The sequence below is a fragment of the Paenibacillus paludis genome, from assembly GCF_042610515.1.
In the GTDB taxonomy this organism is placed as follows: domain Bacteria; phylum Bacillota; class Bacilli; order Paenibacillales; family Paenibacillaceae; genus Paenibacillus_AQ.
Window position 1 is genome coordinate 166,155 of record NZ_JBGJZP010000013.1, and the last position, 24,107, is coordinate 190,261.

Consider the following 24,107-nt stretch of genomic DNA (forward strand, 5'->3'; position numbering starts at 1 on the left):
TAACCTCATCCACACTAGAAAAAAAATAATCAGCTTCCCCGAACCTTATCAGCCAGCTCGTCAATTTTGCGCAAACGGTGGTTTACACCGGATTTACTGACCGTTCCCTTCAGCATCTCGCCCACTTCCTTGAGGTTGATGTCCGGGTGTGCCAAACGGATTTCAGCGACCTCGCGAAGCTTATCCGGCAGGCTTTCCAGCCCCACTTCACGCTGCAGCAGCTTGATGTTCTCAATTTGCCGCACCGCAGCGCCAATCGTTTTGTTCAAATTCGCCGTTTCACAGTTGACGATCCGGTTCACGGAGTTGCGCATATCGCGCATAATCCGCACATCCTCAAATTTAAACAACGCTTGATGCGCTCCAATCAGACTGAGAAACTCAATGATTTTCTCGCCTTCCTTGATATATAGGATAAAGCCTTTCTTGCGCTCTATGCAGCGGGCGTTCAGGTGAAATTCCCCAGCCAGATCCACCAGCGCTTTGCAGTGCTCCTCATACATGGAAGCGATTTCCAGATGGTAGGAAGAACCTTCCGGGTTGTTGACTGATCCCCCCGCCATAAATGCACCACGCAGATATGCGCGCTTACAGCAGTTCTTACCGACGATTTCCTTGTCGATCCCATCGGTAAAGATGAAACCTTCGGAAACAATCCGCAAATCCTTCAGGATCTCCTGAACACGGTTTGGGATTCTTACGATATAAACGTTATTCTTCTTCAAACGCATTTTTTTACGCACGAGCAGCTCGATATGGACCTGGTAATATTTCTTAAGCAAAGAATATACCCGCCTTGCAATCGCGGCGTTTTCCGTCGAAATGTCGAGAACTACCTTTTTGCTCGAAAGCTGCACCGAACCATTCATTCGGATCAGCGCTGACATTTCCGCTTTCTCGCAGCAAGGCTGGCTCTCCACCATCGTCAGCTCTTTTTTTGTAAGGGCCGCAAAAGACAAGGGGCTCACCTCTTTCATGTTCATCCAAAAATCAAACCAGAACTATCTGGATTTCCAGTCCTTCACTAACTGGTAAATATGGTGACTGAGTTTATTCGTGTCATGCCGGAGATAAGTCTTGAATAAGACCAGCTTATCCGCAATGACCTTATAACCGTTACCGTCCAGCACATCCCGGTCAAGCAGCACCGGGCGGGCGCCTTTTTCCGCATATTTGACCTGAACCTGCTCTGGAATCTCCCCGTCGTTGACAATAACGTAATCGAATAAGTGCAGGCCGACATGATCATATACCGCTTGAAGATGATCACTGACCGTGTAATTATCCGTTTCACCAGGCTGGGTCATCACATTGCAGACAAAGATCTTAATCGCTTCGGATTCCACAATGGCCTCCGCCAGCTTCGGCACCAGCAGGTTGGGAAGAATGCTGGTATACAGGCTTCCGGGGCCGCAGAGGATGGCATCTGCATTACGGATGGCTTCCAGCGCCTCCGGCAGCGGTTCCACATCAGCCGGCTCCAGAAAGACGCGTTTGATCCGTCCGCCGGCCTCCGGGATTTTGGACTCGCCGGTAATAATCGTGCCGTCCGACATCTCCGCATGCAGCACCACAGCGTGCCCAGCAGCCGGCAGCACCCTGCCGCGAACGGCGAACAACCGGCTAAGCTCACGGACAGCGGTGACAAAGTCACCGGAGATATCCGTAAGCGCTGCAAGAATAAGATTGCCAAGGCTGTGTCCGGCCAGTCCTTCTCCGCTGCTGAAGCGGTATTTCATAATCTCCGCCATCAGCGGCTCTACATCAGCCATAGCCGTGAGCACATTGCGAATATCGCCTGGCGGCGGCATTTGCAGCTCGCTGCGCAGAATACCGGAGCTGCCCCCGTCATCCGCCACAGTAACTATAGCCGTAATATCAAGCGGCTTTTCCTTCAAACCGCGAAGCATGACAGACAGACCGGTACCGCCGCCCATCACGACGATACGCGGACGCTGCCCTTGTTCTTCAGCCACTAATGATCCCTTCTCTCGTTAATGCCGATCACGCTCGGAATCCCGATGGCTAACCGCTACGGATTCCGTCTCGCTAACTCCAAGCATTTTGCCCAAATATTCCGCGATCGCTACCGAACGGTGTTTGCCGCCCGTGCAGCCGATGCCGATAATAATCTGGGATTTGCCCTCCTTGCGGTATTGCGGAATTAGGAAATGAAGCATATCCAGCAGCTTGGTCAGAAACGTCTGCGTTTCAGGCCATTTCATTACATAATCGTAGACATCGCTGTCTTGGCCAGTCTTGGGCCGCAGTTGATCCACATAGTGTGGGTTAGGCAAGAAGCGGACATCAAATACGAGGTCTGCATCGATCGGAATGCCATACTTGAATCCGAACGAGGTAATGTTAACGGAGAGTGTGCTTTTTCCAAGATGCGAAAACCGCGATACGATCTTCTCCTTCAGCTGCACCGGCTTCATGCTGCTGGTGTCCAGACACAGTGTGGCGGAATTCTTCAGCTCCTCCAGCATCTGGCGCTCCAGGCGGATGCCGTCAAGCGGCATCCCTTTGGGAGCCAGCGGATGATGCCGCCGGCTCTCCTTATAGCGCTGGACAAGCACAGAATCCGTTGCATCCAGAAACAGAATTTCGCAGCCGATGGTTGACTCGTCTTTGATGTAGGCCAGCGACTCCGACAAAGCCGTAAAAAACTCCCGCCCCCGCAGATCAATTACGAGCGCCACTTTGGCAATTTTCCCCTTCGACTGCTCAATCAGCTCGGCGAATTTCGGGATCAGCACCGGCGGCAGATTATCGACACAGAAGAACCCGAGGTCCTCCAGGCTTTGTACAGCAATGGTCTTGCCTGCACCCGACATACCCGTAATAATGATCAGGGTGGCACCAGCCGACGGAGATTGCTCCAATTCGGTCATTAAAGCGTCCCCTCCCTAAAATTAGTATATGAATAATTCCAGCTTATTAAGAACGCAACAAAAGGCCGGCGGCCCCGATAATACCAGCGTCATTACCCAGCTCGGCAGGAACGATGGTAACGCCTTTCTGCAATGGCTCGGGAGTCAGCTTGGCGAATACACGACGGACCTCGTCAAACAGTATATCTCCTGCCTTGGAGACACCGCCGCCAATGATAAACACTTCAGGGTTAAGCACCGCAGCTACCGCCGCAATGGATTTGCCCAGATAGAACGCTGCACGGTTAACAATACGAATTGCAACTTCGTCGCCCGCTTTTGCCGCATCAAATACTTCCTTCGCCGCAATCTTCTCTACCAATGACAGAGAGGTGCGGTCCCCGCGTGCTACAGCATCATTGGCCATACGGATAATTCCCGTAGCAGAGGAAACGGTTTCCAAACAACCCATATTGCCGCAGCCGCACTGGATCGCTTCCAGGTCTGGCACTACAGAGATATGGCCCAGTTCACCGGCGAGACCGGCAAATCCCTGATACACCTTGCCGTTAATGATAATGCCGCCGCCAACACCCGTTCCCAGTGTGTAGCAGACGCAATTCTCAATGCCGCGTCCCGCACCGCTCCAGGCTTCGCCCAGTGCAGCCACATTCGCGTCATTGTCTATTTTCACAGGCTTGTTCAATCGGTTCTCCAGAATGGAGCGGATCGGCACATCTCTAAAACCTATGTTAGGCGCAAGGATGATGATTCCTTCACGAATGTTCGTAAACCCGGCAAGGCCCGCTCCTACACCGGCAAGCTGATCCCAAGAGTATGGAGAGTCCTCCACAATCTGGCGCACATATTTCTCGATGTTATCGATGACGGCATCGACGCCATCCGCAGTCCCTGTAGGACCTTCATAAGTGTGCAGCAAATTCCCCTCGGCATTGCAGATTCCAACCTTAATCGTGGTTCCACCTAAATCCACGCCAACGTAGATATTTTCAGACATGTAACAAGCCACCTTTTTCTATGCTAAAATAGTTAATCCTACGTACCCACTATAATAGAAGCTTTCTCTGCGGTCAAGGAAAGGCGGCACACCCGGCTAATTTGAAAGCTAAGCCCTCCAGAGCACATGAATTTATTGGCCAGGCAAGACACATGGACAATACACATGGCATAGTTAAGAAATGCAGAGCCGGGATTAATTAGAACTAAAACAGGTTTTTGCGGATTCAAAAAAGACTTCCCGGCCTTTAGGGGCGGGAAGTCAGGTAGATTTGCCGGGTTAACCGGCGAGGAACAAGTGTAGTAAATCAATCTTGTCATTATTCTGACAATATGCGTTTTTGCCCCTCCAGCGCACGAATCGGTGCGATATTCTGTGTGAACTCCAGCGTACCCATGTAGCGGCCCGCTTCATCGCGGACGGCGAAATAACGGATGTAGATAAATTTATCCTTAATCGCAATCCAGAAATCCTCAGCATCCTTGCGGCCTGCCTTAAAGTCTTCCAGTAATTTCTCGACCACATGAACGCTTTGCGGCGGATGGCAGTTCTGCACCGTGCGGCCTATAACCGCTTTGGTCCGGGCGAAAATCCGTTCCTTGCCATGTGAGAAATAGCGGACTACATCATTCTCATCAATGAACGTTATATCGACCGGCAGATGGTTCAGTACGGTCTCTAGTTGATGAAGCGACAGCAGGCCCGTCTCAAAACGGATAAAGCCCTGCGGACTTTCGCCTACAGCTTCACTCTGCACTGCAGCTCCTTCCGGTTCGTCAGCACGCTCAGGAATCCACTCCTGCTCCGGTGCAGTCAGGCAGAAGCCGATCTCATCGCTTTCTCTGGCTATCTTGACCCATTCATCTTCGGTCAGCTTGTCGAGCGCCATCGGCAGCAGAATATTTTCTTCCTTAAAGATCATCTCATTTACTTCCTGGATGATGTTCGTAAGCATAACTCCGATGTCCTCGGCTTGGCCGTTATACTGGCTGAGTGCAGCTTTAGCCTCTTTTATCATCGCGCGGATGCCGTCGTCCACACCCCACATGACCTTGGTCGGGCCATAAATTCCGTATTTCTCAAGATAAGGGAACAACAGGTTCTCTTTGCGGCTGTAATGCTTGTCGAGATCCAGCAGCAGGCTGAGATCCTCCAGCAGCTTGAAGATGATTTCTTCACTGGCATTCTTCAAAAATTTGCCGGCATGCAGCTCCAGGCGGAAGTTGACCAGACGTTCGATTTCGCGGTTCTCCAGCTTGAAGGTATGCACGGGATGACCAGGCTGCTCCTCCGGCTTCGAGGAACGGTGAATCTGCTCAATGGAGCCTTTGAAAATGGCCGTATGCACCGAACACAGTCGCTGGACCTCCGCTACAGGAATACCCTCCTCCGTCATCAGTGAATGCTCCATCGCGGAAATCTCCGCCACCGTAACATCGCCTACCGCTTCTGCGAAGCGTGCTTTGACCTCTTCCACACTTTTTCCGGCATGAAGTTCCTTTATGATTTCTTTGAGCATCGCCTGCCGGCGTGTCTGCTCAGGCACATCTACTTCGCGGTTGTTAATCAGTTCACTCATTGGAATTCCGCTCCTTTTATCATATCGTCTTGCAAATAATCTCTATTCAAGAATCTCGAAGCCATGGCGCTGAAACGTCAGCTTTACGGCGTCCGGATTCATTTTCTTCAGTTTGATTCCTTTGGACAAGGTCATGAAACGGCCTGCGGTCTGCAGCATTCCCGGCTTGGCAATATCCTGGAAACCCAGCTCTGTCATAATGTCCACAACCTCGGGATGCCGGCTCACCAGCTCGAATATGGATTCATCCATCTTCAGCACTTTGTTCATATACATCTTCTCCCTACTGAGAATCCTTCTCAACAACAGCTTAGCATAGCCGATAGGGGGCAATAGTGATTGCAATCACTAAGTGAAAAAAAGTTCAATCCGAAAGTCCGCACATCTCTGAAGATAAAAGAAAAAGCCGGCTGGTCCCTGATTAAGGGACCAGCCGGCTTGCCTATTCAAAAGATATTTTAGAAGAATCTGTACTTATTTATCCAGCGTTTCGCTCCAGTCATGCACCATGGTGCCCTCCAGGAACTTCTCGGCATCCATCGCCGCCATACAACCGGTTCCCGCTGCGGAGATTGCCTGCCGGTAACGTGTATCCTGCACATCGCCGCAAGCGAATACACCCGGAATATTCGTTTCCGTCGTACCCGGATTCACCACAATGTACCCATTGGTATCGGTAGTAATCTGACCGCCCAGGAATGCTGTGTTCGGTGTGTGTCCAATGGCTACAAATACACCGTCCGCTTCCACCAGTTCTTCAAGACCTGTCTCGTTGTTGCGCACTGTCAGCCCTTTAACCCCGGCGTCGCCGACCGTTACTTCAAGCGGCGTGCGGTTAAGCGCCCAGGCTACCTTGCTGTTGTCGCGCGCCCGGTCCTGCATAATCTTCGAAGCACGAAGCTCCGGACGGCGGTGAACCAAGGTTACGCTGGAGGCAAACCGGGTTAGGAAGCTGGCTTCCTCCATTGCAGAATCGCCGCCGCCGACCACGACAATCTTTTTGTTGCGGAAAAAGAAGCCGTCACAGGTTGCACAAGTGCTGACCCCGCGTCCTACATTCTCCTGCTCACCCGGGATGCCCAAATATCTGGCCGAGGCACCCGTCGAGATAATAACTGTTTCGGCCTCCAGCACACCTAGTCCATCTACAGTTACTTTAAAGGGGCGCTGCGAGAAATCCACGGATTCCACCCAGCCGTTCTTGAATTCCGCACCGAAGCGCTGCGCCTGCTTACGCATGTTATCCATCAGGTCAGGACCGAGGATTCCCTCAGGAAAGCCTGGAAAGTTCTCCACTTCTGTCGTCGTTGTCAGTTGTCCCCCCGGCTGCAAGCCTTCAATCACGAGCGGGCTAAGGTTGGCACGCGCCAAATAAATCGCGGCAGTCAGCCCGGCCGGGCCTGTTCCGATTACAATCGTTTTGTACATCACTTTGGCCTCCTTACAAGTGGGTTATTTATTTGGAAGAAACGGCTGTAGGGCTTCTCGGAAGCCAAGATGCGTTTCAGGTGAACAATATAAAGGATGCAGTATAATACTCACTTTATACTTCCTTGCTTATATTTCCTTGCAGTCATGTTGCAAGTATCTAGATATTCTCCGTTGACGAGGGCAGGGTCTCCTGCCCGGGCAAGCTCCCGGGAATATCACATTCGTTGCTGATACGGCGTGCATACCGGCTTACCATGGAGGCAGAAACCCCATAATGCTGGGCCACCTCGCGATAGGTAATCGGCCGGTCATGCAGTTTGGCAGTCAGATATTCCAGAGCTGCGGCCCAGCCTCCCGTATGGCGGAAGTAAGGCACATCGGGATACAAATCGCTAATAAACTGCTTCCATAGGAGCTCGGCGTCCTTTTTCTGGATGGCATCATACCGCCGGTCCATCATTGCCGCCGTATGGTCCAATACCCGTTGCCAGTCTTCTTTCCATTCCGGCGGCCCCTTATGGCTTACCGGCGGAAGCTCCTCCTGGGGAGAAGCACTCGCATCCGGGCTGCTGCCGATCAGCCGCTGCAGACTGAGCAGCGCCGCCTCCTGCAGCTTATCTTCCTGCAGCGGCTCCTGCGCCAGAAGCCCGTTCAGCACCTCGGACATCTCTTCGTCCTCGATCCAGCGCAGCGCTTCGGTCACCTGCAGCCTCGTGTTGGCATCACCATAACGCAGCGCCCAGAAGAACGAAGCACGCAGCAGCGGATTGTTCCGCATTTCCTCGGTAAAGCTGTCCGTGTTGCCCTGCCACTGCTTAAGCTGCTCCTGAAATGGCAGCTGGTAGTTGTAGCTGACAAGAGGCATTGGTCTGCCCTCGGCCTGCGCCCCCTGCAGCTGTGACAGGAAGAAGCCCGGCACAGCGGATTCAGGATCCAGCTTGGCTGCCTGTCTCCAGCAGCGCAGCGCTTCATTGTACAGGCTGCTGTTGCTGGCGGCCGCTGCACAATAATGATAGAGACCGGCGTCTCCGCCCACCTCTTCATCCTTCAGCAGGCGGCGGAAATGGCCATAGGCTGTTCTGTGTCTGCCCAGAATGCCCATCGTTGTGGCCATCTTGAACACATGCTCCTGATGAAACGGCACTGTCGCCTCAAGCATACGCAGCAAAACTGCCAGTTGTTCCTTGTCTCCTGCATACTGCATGAAGATGGCCATATTGCAAAGCGCATGCAGGTTGCCGGGATCCTGCTCCAGCACCTCGGACAGGCATTCCTTCGCTTTGGCAAAACGGCCCATGTAGAAGTAGGCAAGAGCAAGATTGTTATGAGCCGCCAGAAAGTCCGGCGTATTCTTAGTGATCTCCTCTAGCATCTTAACTGCCTGCGGGAACTTCCCCTCTTCCAGCAGCGTGCGGGCCCGGTCATGCTCGACCACGCCTTCACGGCTGCGGATCCGGATCAGCGGGGCAGGGCGGTTCAGCTCGTATTGCAGCAGCTCCATCAGTTCCTCGGACTCTGCCAGATATTCGCCGCTGGCATCCTCCTCAAGATAAGTGACCAGCGACCGCTCGGCCTCTTCAAAACTTTCCATATTGGCAAAGTTATTTGCCATATAGAAATGACATTCCGTCATTGCAGGGTCAATCTTCTCCAGCACATGGATCAAAATATCATTCGATGCTTCATAATCACCCATCTCAGATAATATACCCGCCATGTTGCAATGATTCACAGGGTTTTCCGGTTCATATTCAACAGCTTTGCGAAAATTCTTTAATGCCTTATCATATTGAAAGCGGTCCAGCGACCGTACGGCTCTTTCAAAGAAAAAATTGGCATCCAGAGTGACGGAAATAACATTACTGCCTTCCGCAACATTCTCTGAAGTTCTCTCAATCATGGAAGCAAGGCACCTCCCTTTGTAAGCTTCCTTATCCTCACGAAAAATAGGAGAGCGGCGCCTTCCGGCACCCTGAGCTCCCATCTTAAGCGTTCTTTCGTTTCCATTTATGGTCCCGACTGTCTCCAAATAGTATACCACATGTGGCAGGGAGATTCTCAAGCGCAAGGGAAACCATTTGGAGGGAAAAAGCTTGCAGCCGTGAGAGGTTCACAGGAATAAATGAGAACATCAACAAAAAAAACGCGGGAAATTAAATCCCCGCGTCTCTGAACAGCTTATCTATTGAAACGCCTTCGATGATAATACGTGTCGCCTCAGCCAGCATAGGTGCAACGGACAACACTTTAAAGCGGTTGGAATGGTCATCCGGAAGCGCGATGGAATCCGTGATTACCACTTCATCTATATTGGGATGGTCCATGCGTACAAGCGCGTCACCGGAGAATAAACCGTGAGTTGCGCAAATGATGCTGTTCTTGGCTCCCCGCTCCTTCAGGCCTTCCACCACATTCACAATCGTCGTGCCCGTATCAATCAGATCCTCAATAATTATCGGCGTTCGTCCTTCAACATCACCGATAACATGCGTGATTACCGATTCGTTATGGGCCGGACGTTTCTTGATCATAATCGCGAACGGTGAATCCAGCCGGCTCGCCAGCTTCTCTGCCATGGAAGCGCGCCCGGCATCCGGCGAAACTACCACAAGATCGGAAAGTCCCTTCACCTTCAGATACCCGCTGATCAGATCAAGCGCTGTCAGATGATCGACCGGAATATTGAAGAATCCTTGTATAGCCGCTGCATGCAGGTCGATGGTAATGACACGGGTCGCTCCTGCAGTCGTAAGCACATCCGCGACCATCTTGGCCGAAATCGGCTCACGTGGAGCAGATTTACGCTCCTGCCGGGCGTATCCGTAATAAGGCACAATGATATTCACAGTTCTTGCCGATGCGCGTTTGGCGGCATCAATCATAACGAGCAGCTCAACGAACAGCTCATTGATCGGGTGTGCGAGGGATTGCACCAAAAATACGTCACAGTTCCGGATGCTCTCTTCATAATGCACATAAATCTCGCCGCTCTTGAAGCGGGTCAGCTTAATCTGGCCCAGCGGGGCGCCCAGACGCTCCGCAATATCTGCGGCCAGCTTCGGATTCGACGAACCGGAAAAAATACGCAATTGATGATGATGCATAGTACCCTCCTGGGGATCATAATTTATAGTTCAAACTGAACGGATGTACGGCGGCGTCCTTCGAATACCGCCAGCTCGCGGAAACCAGTGCGCCACAGCAGACTGCGCGCCTCCTGCAAGCCGTCTCCCAGCTTTGCCGGATCATGGGCGTCCGAGCCCAGGGTAAGCGGAATACCGAGTGCCAGCGCTTGCTGCAGCACATGCTCTGCCGGGAACATCTCCGCGCAGGGCTTGCTCAGCCCGGAAGCATTCAGCTCCATGGCTATGCCGCTGCTTGCAATTGCTTTCAGCGCATCCAGCTCCAGCTCCCTGACCTCAGCTTTGCCTTCCGGTGTCTGCGGACCATAACCGAATCGTTTGATTACATCCATATGTCCTATAATATCATATAATCCTGATAACGCCGACTTCCGCACAGCATCATAATACCTGCGGTATACCCCCATTACATCTTTGCCTTCCCAGCCATGGGTCTGCCGGTGATCCGTAATATCCCACTCCCCGAGAAAATGAACCGAACCAATCAGATAATCCCAAGGATAGGGCGACAAAAGCTCACGAATCTGTTCTTCATAGCCTTCGATATAATCGGCTTCCAGCCCCACCCGCAGCTCAATTTCACCTCGGTAGCGCTCCTTCAGCGTCAGGCATTCCTCCACATAACGCGGAAGCTCGGCAAGCGGCATGGCCATTTCAGGATAATAGGTCTCCGGATTGACATGAATGAGCGGCAAATGGTCGGATAACCCAAGCTGCTCAAGCCCCAACGCTATGCCGCGCTGCACGTACTCCTCCAGCTTCCCAACCGCATGGCCGCAGCGTACATGATGGGTATGGTAATCAATATGCATGCGGAAAGCCCCCTTAGTCCCGGCGCGGCCGTTCGTGGCGGGCGCTCAGTTCCTCCAGAATCTCATCGAGCGGAAGCTTGCGCTCCTGGAGCAGCACCAGCAGGTGGTAGATCAGGTCGCTGACCTCAAGGCGCAGCTCGGCGTTGTCTTTATTTTTGGCGGCGATGATCGTTTCCGAAGCCTCTTCGCCTACTTTTTTCAGAATCTTGTCGACGCCTTTGTCAAACAGATAGGTCGTATAAGCACCCTCCGGACGTTCGGCTTCCCGCTCGGCAATGACCCGCTCCAGTTCACCCAGTACAGCAAAACGCCCGCTCCCTGCAAGGTTTGCAGAAGGCTCTGTCTCAGCTGCCTTAGCGACTGGTGCCGAAGCATTCAGTGGAATCTCACGGAAGAAGCAGGAGGTTTCACCGGTATGACAGGCGGGTCCCTCCGGTACAACCTTTACGAGCAGCGTATCGCTGTCGCAATCATAATGGATCGAGGTAATGGCCTGGGTATTGCCCGAGGTTCCCCCTTTATGCCACAATTCACTGCGTGAACGGCTCCAGAACCAGGTCTGGCCGCTCTCCAGCGAGAGCCGCAGCGACTCCGGATTCATATAGGCAAACATCAATACTTCCAAAGTGCCGGCATCCTGCACCACAGCAGGGAGCAGACCGGATTCATTCCAGCGGATGCCCTCGATCGCTTCTTGTTGGTTCAGGGTTCTATTCTCTTGTTCTTGGCTCATCGGATCTCTACCCCTTTTTGCTTCAGTTCTGTCTTCAAATCGTGAATCGCAATCTCTTTATAATGAAAAATGGTCGCCGCAAGTCCCGCATCGGCTTTGCCTTCGGTAAATACATCATAAAAGTGCTCAATCTTGCCCGCACCGCCTGAGGCAATTACGGGGATGCTGAGCAGATCGCAGACCGCTGCGGTCAGCTTCAAATCAAAACCGTCCTTGGTCCCGTCCGCATCCATGCTCGTGAGCAGTATTTCGCCGGCGCCCAGCTTCTCGGCCTCCTTGGCCCAGGCCAGCGCACGGATGCCGGTAGGCTTGCGCCCGCCATGCGTGTACACTTCCCATTCGCCCCAAGCCTCATTATATTTGGCATCCATCGCCACCACAATACACTGGGAGCCAAAGCGGCGGGCCCCTTCCAGAATAAGCTGCGGATTGTTGACCGCCGCCGTGTTGATGCCGATTTTATCCGCGCCCGCGCGCAGAATCCGCTTCATATCGTCGGGAGTGGAAATTCCCCCGCCAACGGTGAAGGGAATGGCAATCTCGCCAGCCGTCTGCCGGACCACTTCAACCATAGTCGCCCGTCCTTCCACCGAGGCGGAAATGTCCAGGAACACCAGTTCATCCGCACCTTCACGGTCATACAGCGCCGCCAGCTCCACCGGGTCTCCGGCATCGCGCAGATTGACAAAATTAACGCCTTTGACTACCCGCCCGTCTTTCACATCCAGACAGGGAATGATACGTTTGGCTAACATTATGAAGTCCCTCCTTCAAAGGGTTCTGAGGGCATCCGCCTCGAATTCTCTTCGATCCAATTTTTCGCCCTATATTACAGCTGTCCTGCTGGACGTCCCAGCGCCTGCAGCGCCTCGGGAAGCTTGATGTTGCCGGTGTACAGCGCTTTGCCTACAATCGCTCCGCCGATTCCGCTGCCGCTATGTACGCTCAGGCGCAGCAGATCGTCAAGGCTCGTAACGCCGCCGGAGGCTATGACGGTTTTGCCGCTGGCAGCAGCCATGGCCACGATTCCCTCGATATTCGGGCCCTGCATCATCCCGTCACGGGAGATATCCGTGTAGATAAACGTCTCCGCACCTTTAGCTGCCAGCTCCTTAGCCAGATCCTCGGCGCGCACCTCGGAGGTGTTCAGCCAGCCATGCGTAGCTACGTAGCCATTCCGGGCATCAATGCCGATAGCTACCTTATCGCCATATTTGGCGAGCACAGCCTCCGTAAAAGCATGGTCATTGATGGCCGCCGTCCCGATAATAACCCGGCTGACTCCAAGACCGAGCAGCTTCTCCACATCAGCAAGACTGCGGAGTCCGCCGCCCACCTGGACGGGCACACCTGCGTTTTTGGCAATGGCGCCGATGATGGTATCATTGACCGGATGTCCGGCCTTCGCACCGTCCAGATCCACGAGATGAATGAACCGGCCTCCCTGCTCTTCCCATGATTTAGCGACCTGCACCGGACTGTCATTATAGATCGTTTCCTGAGCGTAATCACCCTGCTGCAGTCTTACACACTTTCCATCCCGGATATCAATCGCCGGATACACGATAAAAGAAGACATGTGGCGCTCCCCGCTTTCATTACAATATATTTATAGCGGGCTTACGCCCGCTCTCCCTTAAGCTTTAGAAAATTCCCCAGCAGCTTCATACCAAGCTCTCCGCTCTTCTCCGGATGGAACTGCATGCCGAAGACATTGTCCCGCCCGACCACCGCCGTGACCGGATGCCCGTAATCGGTTACGGCAAGCAAATCGTTCTCCTGTCCAACCACTGCATGATAGGAATGGACAAAATACACATGCCCCTCTTCCAGTCCCTCAAGCAGCGGGCTCTGCGGCTGCCGGAAGCTCAGCTTGTTCCAGCCCATATGCGGCACCTTATAGCCGTCACGGGGCGCGAACCGCACCACCGATCCCGGGAGGATGTCCAGCCCTTCGTACTCGCCGTGTTCCACACTGCTGCTGAACAGCAGCTGCATGCCCAGACAAATGCCAAGCACCGGCTGTTCCCCGGCGGCGGCCTCCTTAACCACAAGATCGAGCCCGCTGCTCCGCAGTTGTTCCATCGCATCGCCAAAGGCACCGACGCCCGGCAGAATGACACTGCTTGCCGCAAGAATTTCCCCGGCATCGCCTGTCACAAGACTCTCGTAGCCGAGACGTTCCACCGCCTTGCTGACACTGTGCAGATTGCCCATGCCGTAATCGACGATAGCAACGGTCATGCTACAGCACTCCCTTCGTAGATGGCACACCCTTCACACGCGGATCAATCTGCGTTGCTTCGTCCAGCGCCCGTCCCAGCGCTTTGAATATCGCCTCAATCATATGATGAGTATTGGAGCCGTAGTGTACTATCACGTGCAGTGTAATCCGGGCCTCCAGCGCGAATTTCCAGAGGAACTCATGAACCAGCTCCGTAGAGAAGCTGCCTACCTGCTGTGACGGATAAGCCGCCCGGTATTCAAAATGCGGCCGGTTGCTGATGTCGATGACCACCTGGGCCAGCGCTTCATCCATGGGAATGAACACACTCGCATAACGCTTGATGCTTTTTTTGTCACCCAGTGCCTCGCGGAGCGCCTGTCCCAGACAGATGCCGATATCCTCCACCGTGTGGTGGTCGTCAATATCAATATCCCCCCGGGCCTCCAGAGAAAGGTCAAATTGGCCATGCTTCGCGAATAAATCGAGCATATGGTTCAGAAAAGGCACATCGGTCTCCAGCTCGGCAATGCCGCTTCCATCCACAGCCAGGGACAGCGTGATATCCGTTTCGTTTGTTTTACGGCTAAGGCCTGCTTTGCGTACAGCCTGTTCGTTATTGTTATTCTCCATTTTCTTCTCCGCCCTTCGCTTCATTCTCCAGCCTGATCTCTATCGCCCGTGCATGACCTTCCAGCCCTTCGCGTCTGGCCAACTCGATGATGGTTGCTCCATCACGCAGCAGCGCTTCCTTGCTGTAATAAATCAGGCTTGATTTCTTGATGAAATCATCCACATCAACCGGCGAAGAGAACCGCGCGGTGCCATTGGTCGGTATAATATGATTCGGTCCGGCGAAATAATCGCCGACCGGTTCCGAGCTGTACGGTCCCAGGAAAATCGCTCCGGCATTCTCGATGCTGCCGAGCAGGCCCATGGGATCTTCGACGACAATCTCCAGATGCTCCGGCGCCAGCCGGTTCACTACGGAGATGCCTTCCTTCATCGAGTCTACGACGATGATTGCGCCGTAGTTCTCCACCGAGGCGCGGGCGATGGCCTCGCGCGGCAGCTCCTGAAGCTGCCGCTCCACCTCAGCCGCTACGGCCTCTCCGAGGCTCTGCGACGGCGTCACAAGGATGGCCGAGGCCATCTCGTCATGCTCTGCCTGTGAGAGCAGATCAGCCGCAATGTAAGCCGGCTCTGCGGTTTCGTCGGCGAGCACGACGATTTCGCTGGGCCCGGCGATGCTGTCGATATCGACCGCGCCGTAGACCTCGCGCTTGGCCAAGGCAACGTAGATGTTGCCGGGGCCGCAGATTTTATCGACCGGCGCGATGGATTCCGTGCCGAAGGCGAGCGCGGCGATCGCCTGCGCGCCGCCCACGCGGTAGACCTCACTCACACCGGCTTCTGCCGCAGCAACGAGGATGTAAGGATCGATGCCGTCCTTGCCGCCGGTCGACGGCGGTGTGACCATCACGATCTCCGGCACTCCGGCAATCTGGGCCGGAATCACGTTCATCAGCACCGAGGACGGATACGCCGCCTTGCCGCCGGGAACATATACGCCCACCCGCTTCAGCGGGCGGATGATCTGGCCGAGGATCGTACCGTCCGGCTGCAGATCCATCCAGGAACTGCGTTTCTGACGGGCGTGAAACGCCCGGATATTGACCGCAGCCGCACGAATCGCGGTTACGAACGATTCCTCAACCCGGCTATAAGCCGCCTGGAGCTCTGCTGCGGTTACCCGCAGCTGCGCCGGTGTCAGCGCCGCCCCGTCAAACCGCTCCGTATAGCGGAGCAGCGCAGCGTCGCCCTCCTGTTTGATGTCGGCTACGATTTGCTTCACGGCCTTGTTCTGCTCCGGCGTTCCGTATTCCACTTCACGCTGCAGATTAAATTCCCTGCTTGATTGGACCTTCACCGCTCGTTCCCCCTTTGAACATCCATACTCATTTTATTTTAACTGAAGCCCCGGTTCTGCGATAACTGCCTGCAGACGGTCGCACAGCTGCTGGATCTGCTCATTCTTCATCCGGTAGCTTACACGGTTCGCAACCAGCCGGCTTGTAATTTCGAAGATGCTCTTCATTTCCACCAGTCCGTTATCCTTAAGGGTTTGCCCAGTCTCCACCATATCGACAATACGGTCGGCAAGGCCAATCAGCGGAGCAAGCTCAATCGAGCCGTTCAGCTTAACGACCTCCACCTGCTGGCCCTGCTCACGGAAATACCGCGAAGCTACATTCGGGTATTTCGTCGCTACCCGCTGCTGAATCCCTGGCTGCCAGTTCGGCAGCCCGATAATGGACATCCGGCAGCGTGCAATGCCCAGATCAAGCAGCTCATACACGTCGCGTTCTTCCTCCAGCAGCACATCCTTGCCCACGATGCCAATATCCGCCACACCATATTCAACATAGGTAGGCACATCAACCGGCTTGGCCAGAATAAACTCCATGCCCGCCTCAGGCAGTGAGATCACCAGCTTGCGCGACTCTTCGCCATCCGGCGGAATCGGCAGCCCCGCTTGGCGGAACAACTCTGCCGCTTTAGTGTATATTCGGCCTTTCGGCATAGCTACCTTCAGTATCTGCGCCATCATCATTAGCCTCCGTTTCCATTTCCCTCTGCAAATTGTTCATTTCTGTTCTCTTACTATACCGACCACTAGCCGCAGGCTCTCCGCTTAGCCGTGTTCGCTGACAAAAGACACAAATGTATAGATTTCACCATACTGCTCGCCGTCGGCTTCCACCGTCTCTGTGTCAAGCCGCTTCACCGTCTTCAGCTCTTCCGGCCCCGCTGCCAGCTTGGTTACAACAATCCGGCCTTGTGCGCGCAGCCGCGCGGCTTCTTCCAGCCCTTCGGTCCGCCGCAGCGCATCGTACTGGATCAATACCGGCAGCTCCGCCTCTTCCAGCATGCCGGATACTCCGTCCAGAATCCGGTTCGTTTTGAGTGAGAACCCGGTCGAAGGAATCGGGCGCCCAAACTGCTGAAGCAGATTATCATACCGCCCGCCGCTGCATACCGGGAACCCCAGCTCGGAGGCATATCCCTCAAAGGTCATCCCTGTATAATAAGAGAAATCTCCGATCATCGTCAGATCAATCAGCACATGCTGCGAAACCCCGTAAGAGACCAGCACCTCCCACACCTTGCACAGATGCTCAATAGAGGTCCGGGCCAGCGGATGGCTGCTGAGCTCCAGTGCCTGCCCGCAGATTTCTTTGCCGCCGCGCAGCCGCAGCAGCCCGTCCAGCTCCCGCTTCTGGGCCTCCGTCAGGTCCAGCCGCCGGAGGGTTTCCCGGAAAGCGACATAATCGCGGTTCAGCAGATGGCTCTTCAGCTCCTCCTGGGCTTCCGGCAGTCCGGCGACCGCCTCTTGGAAGAGTCCGTCCAGGAATCCGACATGTCCCATCGCGATTTTGAAAGACTTGACGCCCGCTGCCTGCAGCGACGAAATGGCCAGCGCCACGACCTCGGCATCCGCCTCAGGCGAATCATCGCCTACAAGCTCCACACCGGTCTGGAAAAACTCCGCTTCCCGGCCGGCTTCCTCTTCGATTGCCCGGAACACATTGGCATGATAAGAAAGGCGGAGCGGTAGTGGCTCATCCTTCAGTAACGATGAAACCACGCGCGCAACCGGCGCAGTCATTTCGGACCGCAGCACCAGGGCCTGACCACGGTTGTTAAGCAATTTATAAAGCTTCTGGTCTGATGTGGAACTAGCCACGCCGACCGTATCGTAATATTCAAGTGTGGGTGTAATCATCTGCTGGTATCCCCAGCGGCTCATGCAGTGGAGCACGTCGTTCTCAATCTTGCGCAACTTCGTTACTGCACGCGGGAGATAGTCGCGCACACCAGCCGGCTTCTCGAATCCCTTAGGTTTGGACATCTTCATTAGTCACCTCATCAGATATCATGCAAGTTATATATCGTTCACTTTACTATGGTAAAGTGGTAGCAAAGTAAAGCATTTGCAACATCGTATCATGATCCATCCTTTTGCGTCAATAAAACCTTACACCATAGACATAATATCTTAACCACCAGCCTGAGGTTTACCTGAATTTTGCCTCAGCGTTTACCGGATAATATAATAACCTTATATAATTGTACTTTATTCCCTGCTTCCAGTGCTCCAAGTATCTATTTTCCAATAGAAAGAAGGACTATCCGTTGAATACATCCTATATGATCGGCGTTGATATTGGAACCACCAGCACTAAGGCAGTCCTCTTCGAAGAAAATGGCCGAATCGCGGCACAGTCCAATCAGGGTTACCCGCTGCACCAGCCCTCCCCATCTGTGGCTGAGCAGGATCCGGAACAAATTATGAATGCAGTAACCCAAACCATTGCGGCGGTGATGCGGGACAGTGCTGTCCCCGCTGAAGCGGTGCTGTTTGTCTCTTTCAGTTCAGCCATGCATAGTGTCATTGCCGTAGACAATACGGGCAAGCCCCTTACCGCCTGCATCACATGGGCGGATAACCGCAGCGCTGCTTGTGCTGCCCGTCTTAAGAACGAGCTTGGGGGACATGAATTATATTTGCGTACAGGAACCCCTATTCATCCGATGTCCCCGATCACCAAGCTGATGTGGCTTGGCGAAGAGCAGCCGGAGCTTTTTCGCCAGACTTATAAATTCATTTCCATTAAAGAATACATCTTCGCCAAACTGTTCGGAGAATATGTGATCGACCATTCCATCGCTTCCTCTACAGGCATGTTCAACCTGGAGAAGCTGGACTGGGATGAAGAGGCGCTGAGCATTGCCGGCATTACCAGGGAGCACCTGTCGAGCCCTGTCCCTACCACCCATATTATGCGGGGACTACTCCCGGGGCTGGCAGCAGAACTGGGCCTGCTCTCCTCTACTCCATTTATTGTCGGCGCCAGCGACGGGGTCCTCTCCAATCTTGGGGTTGGTGCCATACAGCCTGGCGTTATCGCTGCCACGATCGGAACCAGCGGAGCGATCCGCACCGTAGTGGACCGTCCGCTTACCGATCCCAAAGGGCGAATCTTCTGCTATGCCCTGACAGAGAAACACTGGGTCATCGGCGGTCCGGTGAATAACGGCGGCATGCTGTTCCGCTGGGTACGTGATGAATTTGCCGCCTCCGAGGTGGAGACTGCCAAACGCCTCGGCATTGATCCCTACGAAGTGCTGACACGCATTGCCGAACAGGTGCCTCCCGGCAGCGGCGGATTGCTCTTTCATCCCTACCTGACTGGAGAACGCGCACCGCTATGGAATCCGGATGCCAGGGGCTCCTTCTTTGGCCTGACGATGAATCACCACAAGGAGCATATGATCCGTTCAGTGCTGGAAGGTGTCATTTTCAATATGTACACCGTACTGCTGGCCATGGAGGAGCGCATTGGCCGCCCGAGCAAGATTCTCGCCACCGGCGGCTTCGCCCGCTCTGCCCTGTGGCGGCAGATGATGGCCGATATTTTCGATCAGGAGGTTGTCGTTCCGGAGAGCTTCGAGAGTTCCTGCCTTGGCGCAGTTGTGCTTGGTCTTTATGCTATCCGGCGCATCGACTCCCTTGATCATGTATTCGGAATGATCGGCTCCACTCATCAGCATCAGCCGATCCAGGAGCATGCCAAAGTGTACAAGCAGCTGCTGCCCATCTATATTTCCGTCTTCCGGAGTCTGGAAAGTCAATATGATGCCATCGCCGGGTTTCAGCGTGAACAGTCGGGCGAATAAAGGAGTACTGGCTGATGATACCGGCAAGATGTTATATATTCGGCAATCCCATATCTTTGAATACATCTTCCTGATATCGGCTCGCTGCATGGCACTTGACAAAAAAACTAAAATATGGAATATTTGCCGCACATCGTTTTTTGTCAATTTTCAGGATTATTTCTTATTATTTGCCGTGTAAGGACTTACCCGCTAGACGTTTTTTTAGTATATTGAAACTTAGGGCCATAGACCAGCTATTTGAAGTCGAAAATTATGAAGAGGTGTTTGAAGAAGTGCTGTTTAACTCTTACGAATTTATATTTATTTTCATGCCGGTTACTGTGATAGTTTATTTTCTATTAAATCGCTTTCGTTTGATCTACGCCAGCAAGCTCTGGCTAGCGCTTAGTTCCCTGTTCTTCTACTGCTGGTGGGATGTGCGCTACCTTCCGCTGCTGCTCGGTTCCATCGCCTTCAACTATTTTATGGGCAGAACAATCTCCCATATGCAGAATGCCACGGAACGAAAGCGCAAACTAGCTTTGGCTTTCGCCATCATCATGAATCTGCTGCTGCTTATCTATTATAAATATGCCGATTTCTTTATCGGCAATGTCAACGCTCTGTTCGATACAGATGTTCCATTGCTCAAGATCGTGCTTCCGCTCGGAATCAGCTTTTTCACCTTTACACAGATCGCTTACCTGGTCGATGCTTATCGCGGTAAGGCAAAAGAATATAATGTGATCAGCTATGTATTGTTTGTAACCTTTTATCCGCATCTGATTGCAGGTCCGATTCTCCATCATAAGGAGATGATGCCGCAGTTCGACCGTTTACGGGGCAAACGTTTTGATTACAGCAACGTGGCCAAAGGCCTTTTTCTGCTGAGCATTGGGTTATTTAAGAAAGTGGTTATCGCCGATTCATTTGCACCCGTAGCCAGCAATGGATTTGATGTGTTGTCCCAGTTGAATTTTATTCAAGCCTGGACAACCTCACTTTCCTACACCCTTCAGCTCTATTATGATTTCAGCGGGTATTCGGACATGGCGATTGGTGTTGCCCTGCTGTTTAATATCATTTTGCCCATCAACTTTAATTCACCATACAAATCCTTGAACATTCAGGATTTTTGGCGCCGCTGGCATATGACCTTAAGCCGCTTCCTGCGGGAGTATATCTATTTCCCTCTGGGCGGCAGCCGTAAAGGAACTACCCGCACCCATATCAACTCCATGCTGACCATGCTCATCGGCGGTCTCTGGCACGGGGCGGGCTGGACCTTTGTCTTCTGGGGATTCATGCATGGATTTGCCCAGTTTATCCACCGGATTTGGCAAAAAGCCAACATCAAACTGCCGAAATGGGTAGCTTGGTTTATCACTTTCCAATTTATTAATCTGACCTGGGTTTTCTTCCGGGCAACCAGTTGGGACAATGCCATCAAGGTGTTGAAAGGAATGGTCGGCCTTAACGGAATCGGCATCGCTTCATTGGACAAGACGATTGTATTGGGACTGGCTGTCTTCATGATTGTGGCTGTGCTATGCCGCAACTCCATGCAGATGCTGGAAGGATTCAAGCCGGGCTGGAAAACCGCCGTTTTTGCCGCCGCTTTGTTCTGTATTGCTGTCGTCTATTTCAACAAAATCAGCGAGTTTCTCTATTTCAGCTTCTGATCCCGGCCATTTCAACTGATAAAGGAGATTTATTGAATTGAGGCATAAAAAAACGAAATACAAAAAATTTATATTTCAATTTATAACTATGGTTATCGCGTTCGCTGTTCTGATTGGTACCTTTAGTTATATTGTCGATCCCTTGCAGTTCTACCGCAAGGCCAGCTTCTATACTCCTAAACTGTCCTGGCAGGAACGATACCAGAATCCCGGTCTTGCCCGTAACTACAAATATGATACCATCGTTCTCGGCAGCTCCATGACGGAGAATTTTCTCCCCTCTGATGTAGGCGAGAAGTTGAAGGGCGACGTTCTTAAATTGTCTATTGAAGGCTCAACCATCGGAGAGCAGTATCAGACTGCAAAAGTAGCCTTCAAAACAGGCCAGGTCAGACAAGTATTATGGGGAATCGATTATTTCGCCTTCCGCACTAACAATGCAACCGGGAATGAAGAATTCCCCGCATATCTGTACGATAGCAATCCGCTTAACGATTACAAATATGTCTTCAATGAAACTAATATTAAGTCGGCGCTTACAGCTTTGAGTAAGTCAGAAGGACGAGCCAACCTGAAGCTGTCATCGCTTGAACTACTGTACAACTGGGACAAGTCAGTTACCTATGGACGCGACTTAGTTATTAAGAACTGGCAGTCAGCACGGAACAAGGAGGTCGCGTATGGAAATAATGAGGATCCGCTGGATTCTGTTAAGCAAACCTTTGATGAGAATGTGGTCAGCATAGTCAAAGCTCATCCGGAAACGAAGTTTTATTTCTACTATCCGCCATATTCGATTCTGCGGCAGCAGGTCTGGTATAAGACCAACCCGGAACGCTACGGCAACCAGCTGGAAATGAAACGTTATATGTTCGATAAGCTTAATTCTTATTCCAATGTTAGTATTTATGAATTCCAGACAGACAGCGACATCACCTATAACCTTGATCTTTACAAAGATCTGTCCCATCACTCCGGCGCTGTTAATTCTATAATTGTGGATGGAATCTCTAAAGGGACCCATCTGGTCACAGCAGATAACCTGGAACAGGGGATCCAACTGCTGAAGCGGCAGGCCGAGAATGTAATCGTCAATACAGAGGAGGGCACAGTCTATTCCATAGATCTCTCTCTGAACGGTGAGCCGCAGAGCTTCGGTTTCCTTCCGCCAACGACAGGAGATGTCATTATGGCTCCTCTCAAGCTCTATGCGCAGATGCTGGGGATTGCCTTCGATTATGATATCGATAAGAAATTGATTACTCTCGCCAAGGGAGACAGCGTTGCGGAACTGACTGTAGGTTCGGACGAAGCCCTGCTCGATGGACAAACCGTCAAGCTGGCTGCCCCCGTTGAGAACAAGATCGGGATCATGGCCGCTCCACTGGAGTCCATTCCAGCCTTGTTCGGAGGTTCAGTCACTTTGGGGCAGGAGAAAGACAAGCTGCTTGAAGTTGATATCACCTTTGGGGAATAAAGTATACATCCGTAACTGTTCGATCTTAGTGCCTCATAACCGGGAACATCAAGCCATTGGCATTCTTCATGCCGATGGCTTTTTGCTGTTTAAAAACTCGCTAAGCCTTTCCGTGGCTATTATCCAAAGTGAGCACTGCATCCGGCTCCCGCTTAGGTTGAGGTGCAAGCGAGCGGGGAACACTTCCGAATGCGATCCAGGACCACCGGATTTGGCGGAACGAGATCTGAACTACCACCCAGCTTACCCCCAGAGCCACTATAAGCCCTCCATGTACGAATAACACATAGGCCAAGGAATCCAATGGAATGTTATACCGGAACCGGCGGTATAGCACCAGAATGAGCGGATGGAGCAGATACACAGCAAAGGAGATTTCTCCTAGCCTCGTCATAAAGGCATTAACCCCGCGGGAAGCTGTGCGGTATATCAGGAAGGTGGCATGAAGCAGTACAAGCGCCGAAAGCATGGAATGAACATTCCAGAGCAGCTCGTACCACAGCGAGTTGACCCAATGGCCAAAATGCCGGCCTTGATACCATAGATGAATCTGAATGAAGGCCGCAGCGAGCCAACTCCCCCAGAGCACAATTGTCTCTCCTGTTTGTGTGTTGGACCACTCTTTGAAGGGGCGTTCCAGCCAAGGCTTGATTTTGTCAAAATGAATCGCAAGATAAGCCCCCATCATGTAATAAGCCATATACGTTGGAGCATAGCTGGCCTTATCCACAAGTTGCAGCTGATATTTATTCAGGAATACAAAAGCCCACTGAATGATGAGACCGATCAGTATAGCCCAGGTGACCATTTTTTTTGATTTCTGCATCAGTTGCAGGATCAGCGGAAAGACCAAATAGAACTGAATGCTGATAAATACGAAGTACAAATGAGTATAGGCAGAGCCTGTAATGAGGGCGTACATAAAGGAGGATAGATTCGTTAACGGATCATCAAGCAATTGACCGTTTATGTAGAGAACCATTAGATGATATCCGATGGAGGCCAGCAGATAAGGCAAAAGGATATACGTTAGTCTCCGGCGGTAAAAGTTAAGCATCAGCCCGCGGGTAACCGGACGGCCGTAGTAATTATAGAACAGTACAAAACTGCTAAGAAAAATAAAACAGGGAGTCCCGAATCTAAAAAAAATATTGACCCCGTTGATCCAAACATAATAAGGCGATTGAAGTGCCTGCTCTCCTGCTGCGAACGATGTGGCATGTACATGCAGTACACCAAGTATGGCCAAAGCCCGGAAAATATCCAACTGGGGCAGCCTTTCCTTTTTGATGGAATTCACTTTAAATCTCTCATCTCCTTCAGATTGACTATGCAAAGAGATACGATGCCTGTAACTTATCTGTCGCTGCTCCTCTATAACGAAAAAAACCGCCTTACGTAACTATACCCA

At 52.4% G+C, this 24,107-nt stretch carries 22 protein-coding genes; 3 read left to right on the plus strand and 19 right to left on the minus strand.

The genetic code is table 11. From position 1 onward, the window contains the following. Positions 1-29: 29 nt before the first annotated feature. From whiA to ACAN56_RS23190, 18 genes are all read right to left on the minus strand, one after another. Positions 30-959, minus strand: a complete 930-nt coding sequence (gene whiA / locus ACAN56_RS23105; RefSeq protein ID WP_038584659.1) for a DNA-binding protein WhiA — start codon at positions 957-959, stop codon at positions 30-32. Between the two features lie 42 nt (positions 960-1,001). After that, positions 1,002-1,937, minus strand: a complete 936-nt coding sequence (locus tag ACAN56_RS23110; RefSeq protein WP_179091833.1) for a gluconeogenesis factor YvcK family protein — start codon at positions 1,935-1,937, stop codon at positions 1,002-1,004. 57 nt (positions 1,938-1,994) lie between these two features. Next, complete coding sequence (rapZ, locus tag ACAN56_RS23115; RefSeq protein WP_038584653.1) at positions 1,995-2,894, minus strand: RNase adapter RapZ; 900 nt, start codon at positions 2,892-2,894, stop codon at positions 1,995-1,997. 46 nt (positions 2,895-2,940) lie between these two features. Beyond that, positions 2,941-3,891, minus strand: coding sequence for an ROK family glucokinase (locus ACAN56_RS23120; protein ID WP_038584650.1), 951 nt, complete (start codon positions 3,889-3,891; stop codon positions 2,941-2,943). Between the two features lie 319 nt (positions 3,892-4,210). Then, entirely contained in the window at positions 4,211-5,470 is a 1,260-nt protein-coding gene (locus tag ACAN56_RS23125) for a DUF438 domain-containing protein (RefSeq protein ID WP_076113246.1), read from the minus strand. Positions 5,471-5,512: 42 nt separating this feature from the next. Then, on the minus strand, positions 5,513-5,740 hold the full coding sequence (locus ACAN56_RS23130) for a DUF1858 domain-containing protein (RefSeq protein WP_038584645.1): 228 nt from the start codon (positions 5,738-5,740) through the stop codon (positions 5,513-5,515). A 204-nt stretch (positions 5,741-5,944) separates the two neighbouring features. Beyond that, complete coding sequence (gene trxB, locus ACAN56_RS23135; protein WP_038584642.1) at positions 5,945-6,898, minus strand: thioredoxin-disulfide reductase; 954 nt, start codon at positions 6,896-6,898, stop codon at positions 5,945-5,947. Positions 6,899-7,058: 160 nt separating this feature from the next. Beyond that, positions 7,059-8,801, minus strand: a complete 1,743-nt coding sequence (locus ACAN56_RS23140; protein ID WP_379145901.1) for a tetratricopeptide repeat protein — start codon at positions 8,799-8,801, stop codon at positions 7,059-7,061. A gap of 253 nt (positions 8,802-9,054) precedes the next feature. Next, positions 9,055-10,005: a ribose-phosphate diphosphokinase gene (locus ACAN56_RS23145; protein WP_379145903.1), complete on the minus strand. Its 951-nt coding sequence runs from the start codon at positions 10,003-10,005 to the stop codon at positions 9,055-9,057. Between the two features lie 23 nt (positions 10,006-10,028). Further along, a complete protein-coding gene (gene hisJ, locus ACAN56_RS23150) occupies positions 10,029-10,856 on the minus strand; it encodes a histidinol-phosphatase HisJ (protein ID WP_379145904.1) in 828 nt (275 codons plus the stop codon). Between the two features lie 13 nt (positions 10,857-10,869). Beyond that, on the minus strand, positions 10,870-11,589 hold the full coding sequence (hisIE, locus tag ACAN56_RS23155; protein ID WP_379145905.1) for a bifunctional phosphoribosyl-AMP cyclohydrolase/phosphoribosyl-ATP diphosphatase HisIE: 720 nt from the start codon (positions 11,587-11,589) through the stop codon (positions 10,870-10,872). Further along, positions 11,586-12,344: an imidazole glycerol phosphate synthase subunit HisF gene (hisF, locus tag ACAN56_RS23160; protein ID WP_038584629.1), complete on the minus strand. Its 759-nt coding sequence runs from the start codon at positions 12,342-12,344 to the stop codon at positions 11,586-11,588. The genes hisIE and hisF overlap by 4 nt, the downstream gene beginning before the upstream one ends. Before the next feature lie 74 nt (positions 12,345-12,418). Then, positions 12,419-13,168, minus strand: coding sequence for a 1-(5-phosphoribosyl)-5-[(5-phosphoribosylamino)methylideneamino]imidazole-4-carboxamide isomerase (gene hisA / locus ACAN56_RS23165; RefSeq protein WP_038584626.1), 750 nt, complete (start codon positions 13,166-13,168; stop codon positions 12,419-12,421). Positions 13,169-13,209: 41 nt separating this feature from the next. After that, complete coding sequence (gene hisH / locus ACAN56_RS23170) at positions 13,210-13,833, minus strand: imidazole glycerol phosphate synthase subunit HisH (RefSeq protein ID WP_379145907.1); 624 nt, start codon at positions 13,831-13,833, stop codon at positions 13,210-13,212. Between the two features lies 1 nt (position 13,834). Continuing rightward, complete coding sequence (gene hisB / locus ACAN56_RS23175) at positions 13,835-14,446, minus strand: imidazoleglycerol-phosphate dehydratase HisB (protein ID WP_379145909.1); 612 nt, start codon at positions 14,444-14,446, stop codon at positions 13,835-13,837. Then, positions 14,436-15,743 (minus strand): histidinol dehydrogenase, encoded by a 1,308-nt coding sequence (gene hisD, locus ACAN56_RS23180; protein ID WP_379145910.1) that lies wholly within the window; start codon positions 15,741-15,743, stop codon positions 14,436-14,438. The genes hisB and hisD overlap by 11 nt, the downstream gene beginning before the upstream one ends. A 33-nt stretch (positions 15,744-15,776) precedes the next feature. Continuing rightward, positions 15,777-16,421, minus strand: coding sequence for an ATP phosphoribosyltransferase (hisG, locus tag ACAN56_RS23185; protein WP_076113261.1), 645 nt, complete (start codon positions 16,419-16,421; stop codon positions 15,777-15,779). Positions 16,422-16,508: 87 nt separating this feature from the next. Next, positions 16,509-17,726: an ATP phosphoribosyltransferase regulatory subunit gene (locus tag ACAN56_RS23190; protein ID WP_379145911.1), complete on the minus strand. Its 1,218-nt coding sequence runs from the start codon at positions 17,724-17,726 to the stop codon at positions 16,509-16,511. Positions 17,727-18,025: 299 nt separating this feature from the next. On the opposite strand from ACAN56_RS23190, the gene gntK reads away from it, so the two are divergent. The 3 genes from gntK (at position 18,026) to ACAN56_RS23205 (ending at position 22,696) form a co-directional block, all read left to right on the plus strand. Continuing rightward, positions 18,026-19,555 (plus strand): gluconokinase, encoded by a 1,530-nt coding sequence (gene gntK, locus ACAN56_RS23195; protein ID WP_379145923.1) that lies wholly within the window; start codon positions 18,026-18,028, stop codon positions 19,553-19,555. A gap of 275 nt (positions 19,556-19,830) precedes the next feature. Next, a complete protein-coding gene (locus ACAN56_RS23200) occupies positions 19,831-21,219 on the plus strand; it encodes an MBOAT family O-acyltransferase (protein WP_038584612.1) in 1,389 nt (462 codons plus the stop codon). A 37-nt stretch (positions 21,220-21,256) separates the two neighbouring features. Continuing rightward, positions 21,257-22,696, plus strand: coding sequence for a stalk domain-containing protein (locus ACAN56_RS23205; protein WP_038584609.1), 1,440 nt, complete (start codon positions 21,257-21,259; stop codon positions 22,694-22,696). A gap of 100 nt (positions 22,697-22,796) precedes the next feature. Here the strand turns inward: ACAN56_RS23205 and ACAN56_RS23210 are convergent, their stop codons facing one another. Then, on the minus strand, positions 22,797-23,996 hold the full coding sequence (locus ACAN56_RS23210; RefSeq protein ID WP_379145913.1) for an acyltransferase: 1,200 nt from the start codon (positions 23,994-23,996) through the stop codon (positions 22,797-22,799). Positions 23,997-24,107 lie beyond the last annotated feature (111 nt).

Bases quoted from the DNA above. Each gene is read 5' to 3' on its own strand.
- ACAN56_RS23110 (WP_179091833.1), bottom strand. From the start codon at position 1,937: ATGGGCGGCGGTACCGGTCTGTCTGTCATGCTTCGCGGTTTGAAGGAA.
- rapZ (WP_038584653.1), bottom strand. From the start codon at position 2,894: ATGACCGAATTGGAGCAATCTCCGTCGGCTGGTGCCACCCTGATCATT.
- ACAN56_RS23120 (WP_038584650.1), bottom strand. From the start codon at position 3,891: ATGTCTGAAAATATCTACGTTGGCGTGGATTTAGGTGGAACCACGATT.
- ACAN56_RS23125 (WP_076113246.1), bottom strand. From the start codon at position 5,470: ATGAGTGAACTGATTAACAACCGCGAAGTAGATGTGCCTGAGCAGACA.
- ACAN56_RS23130 (WP_038584645.1), bottom strand. From the start codon at position 5,740: ATGAACAAAGTGCTGAAGATGGATGAATCCATATTCGAGCTGGTGAGC.
- trxB (WP_038584642.1), bottom strand. From the start codon at position 6,898: ATGTACAAAACGATTGTAATCGGAACAGGCCCGGCCGGGCTGACTGCC.
- ACAN56_RS23140 (WP_379145901.1), bottom strand. From the start codon at position 8,801: ATGATTGAGAGAACTTCAGAGAATGTTGCGGAAGGCAGTAATGTTATT.
- ACAN56_RS23145 (WP_379145903.1), bottom strand. From the start codon at position 10,005: ATGCATCATCATCAATTGCGTATTTTTTCCGGTTCGTCGAATCCGAAG.
- hisJ (WP_379145904.1), bottom strand. From the start codon at position 10,856: ATGCATATTGATTACCATACCCATCATGTACGCTGCGGCCATGCGGTT.
- hisIE (WP_379145905.1), bottom strand. From the start codon at position 11,589: ATGAGCCAAGAACAAGAGAATAGAACCCTGAACCAACAAGAAGCGATC.
- hisF (WP_038584629.1), bottom strand. From the start codon at position 12,344: ATGTTAGCCAAACGTATCATTCCCTGTCTGGATGTGAAAGACGGGCGG.
- hisA (WP_038584626.1), bottom strand. From the start codon at position 13,168: ATGTCTTCTTTTATCGTGTATCCGGCGATTGATATCCGGGATGGAAAG.
- hisH (WP_379145907.1), bottom strand. From the start codon at position 13,833: ATGACCGTTGCTATCGTCGATTACGGCATGGGCAATCTGCACAGTGTC.
- hisB (WP_379145909.1), bottom strand. From the start codon at position 14,446: ATGGAGAATAACAATAACGAACAGGCTGTACGCAAAGCAGGCCTTAGC.
- hisG (WP_076113261.1), bottom strand. From the start codon at position 16,421: ATGGCGCAGATACTGAAGGTAGCTATGCCGAAAGGCCGAATATACACT.
- ACAN56_RS23190 (WP_379145911.1), bottom strand. From the start codon at position 17,726: ATGTCCAAACCTAAGGGATTCGAGAAGCCGGCTGGTGTGCGCGACTAT.
- gntK (WP_379145923.1), top strand. From the start codon at position 18,026: ATGATCGGCGTTGATATTGGAACCACCAGCACTAAGGCAGTCCTCTTC.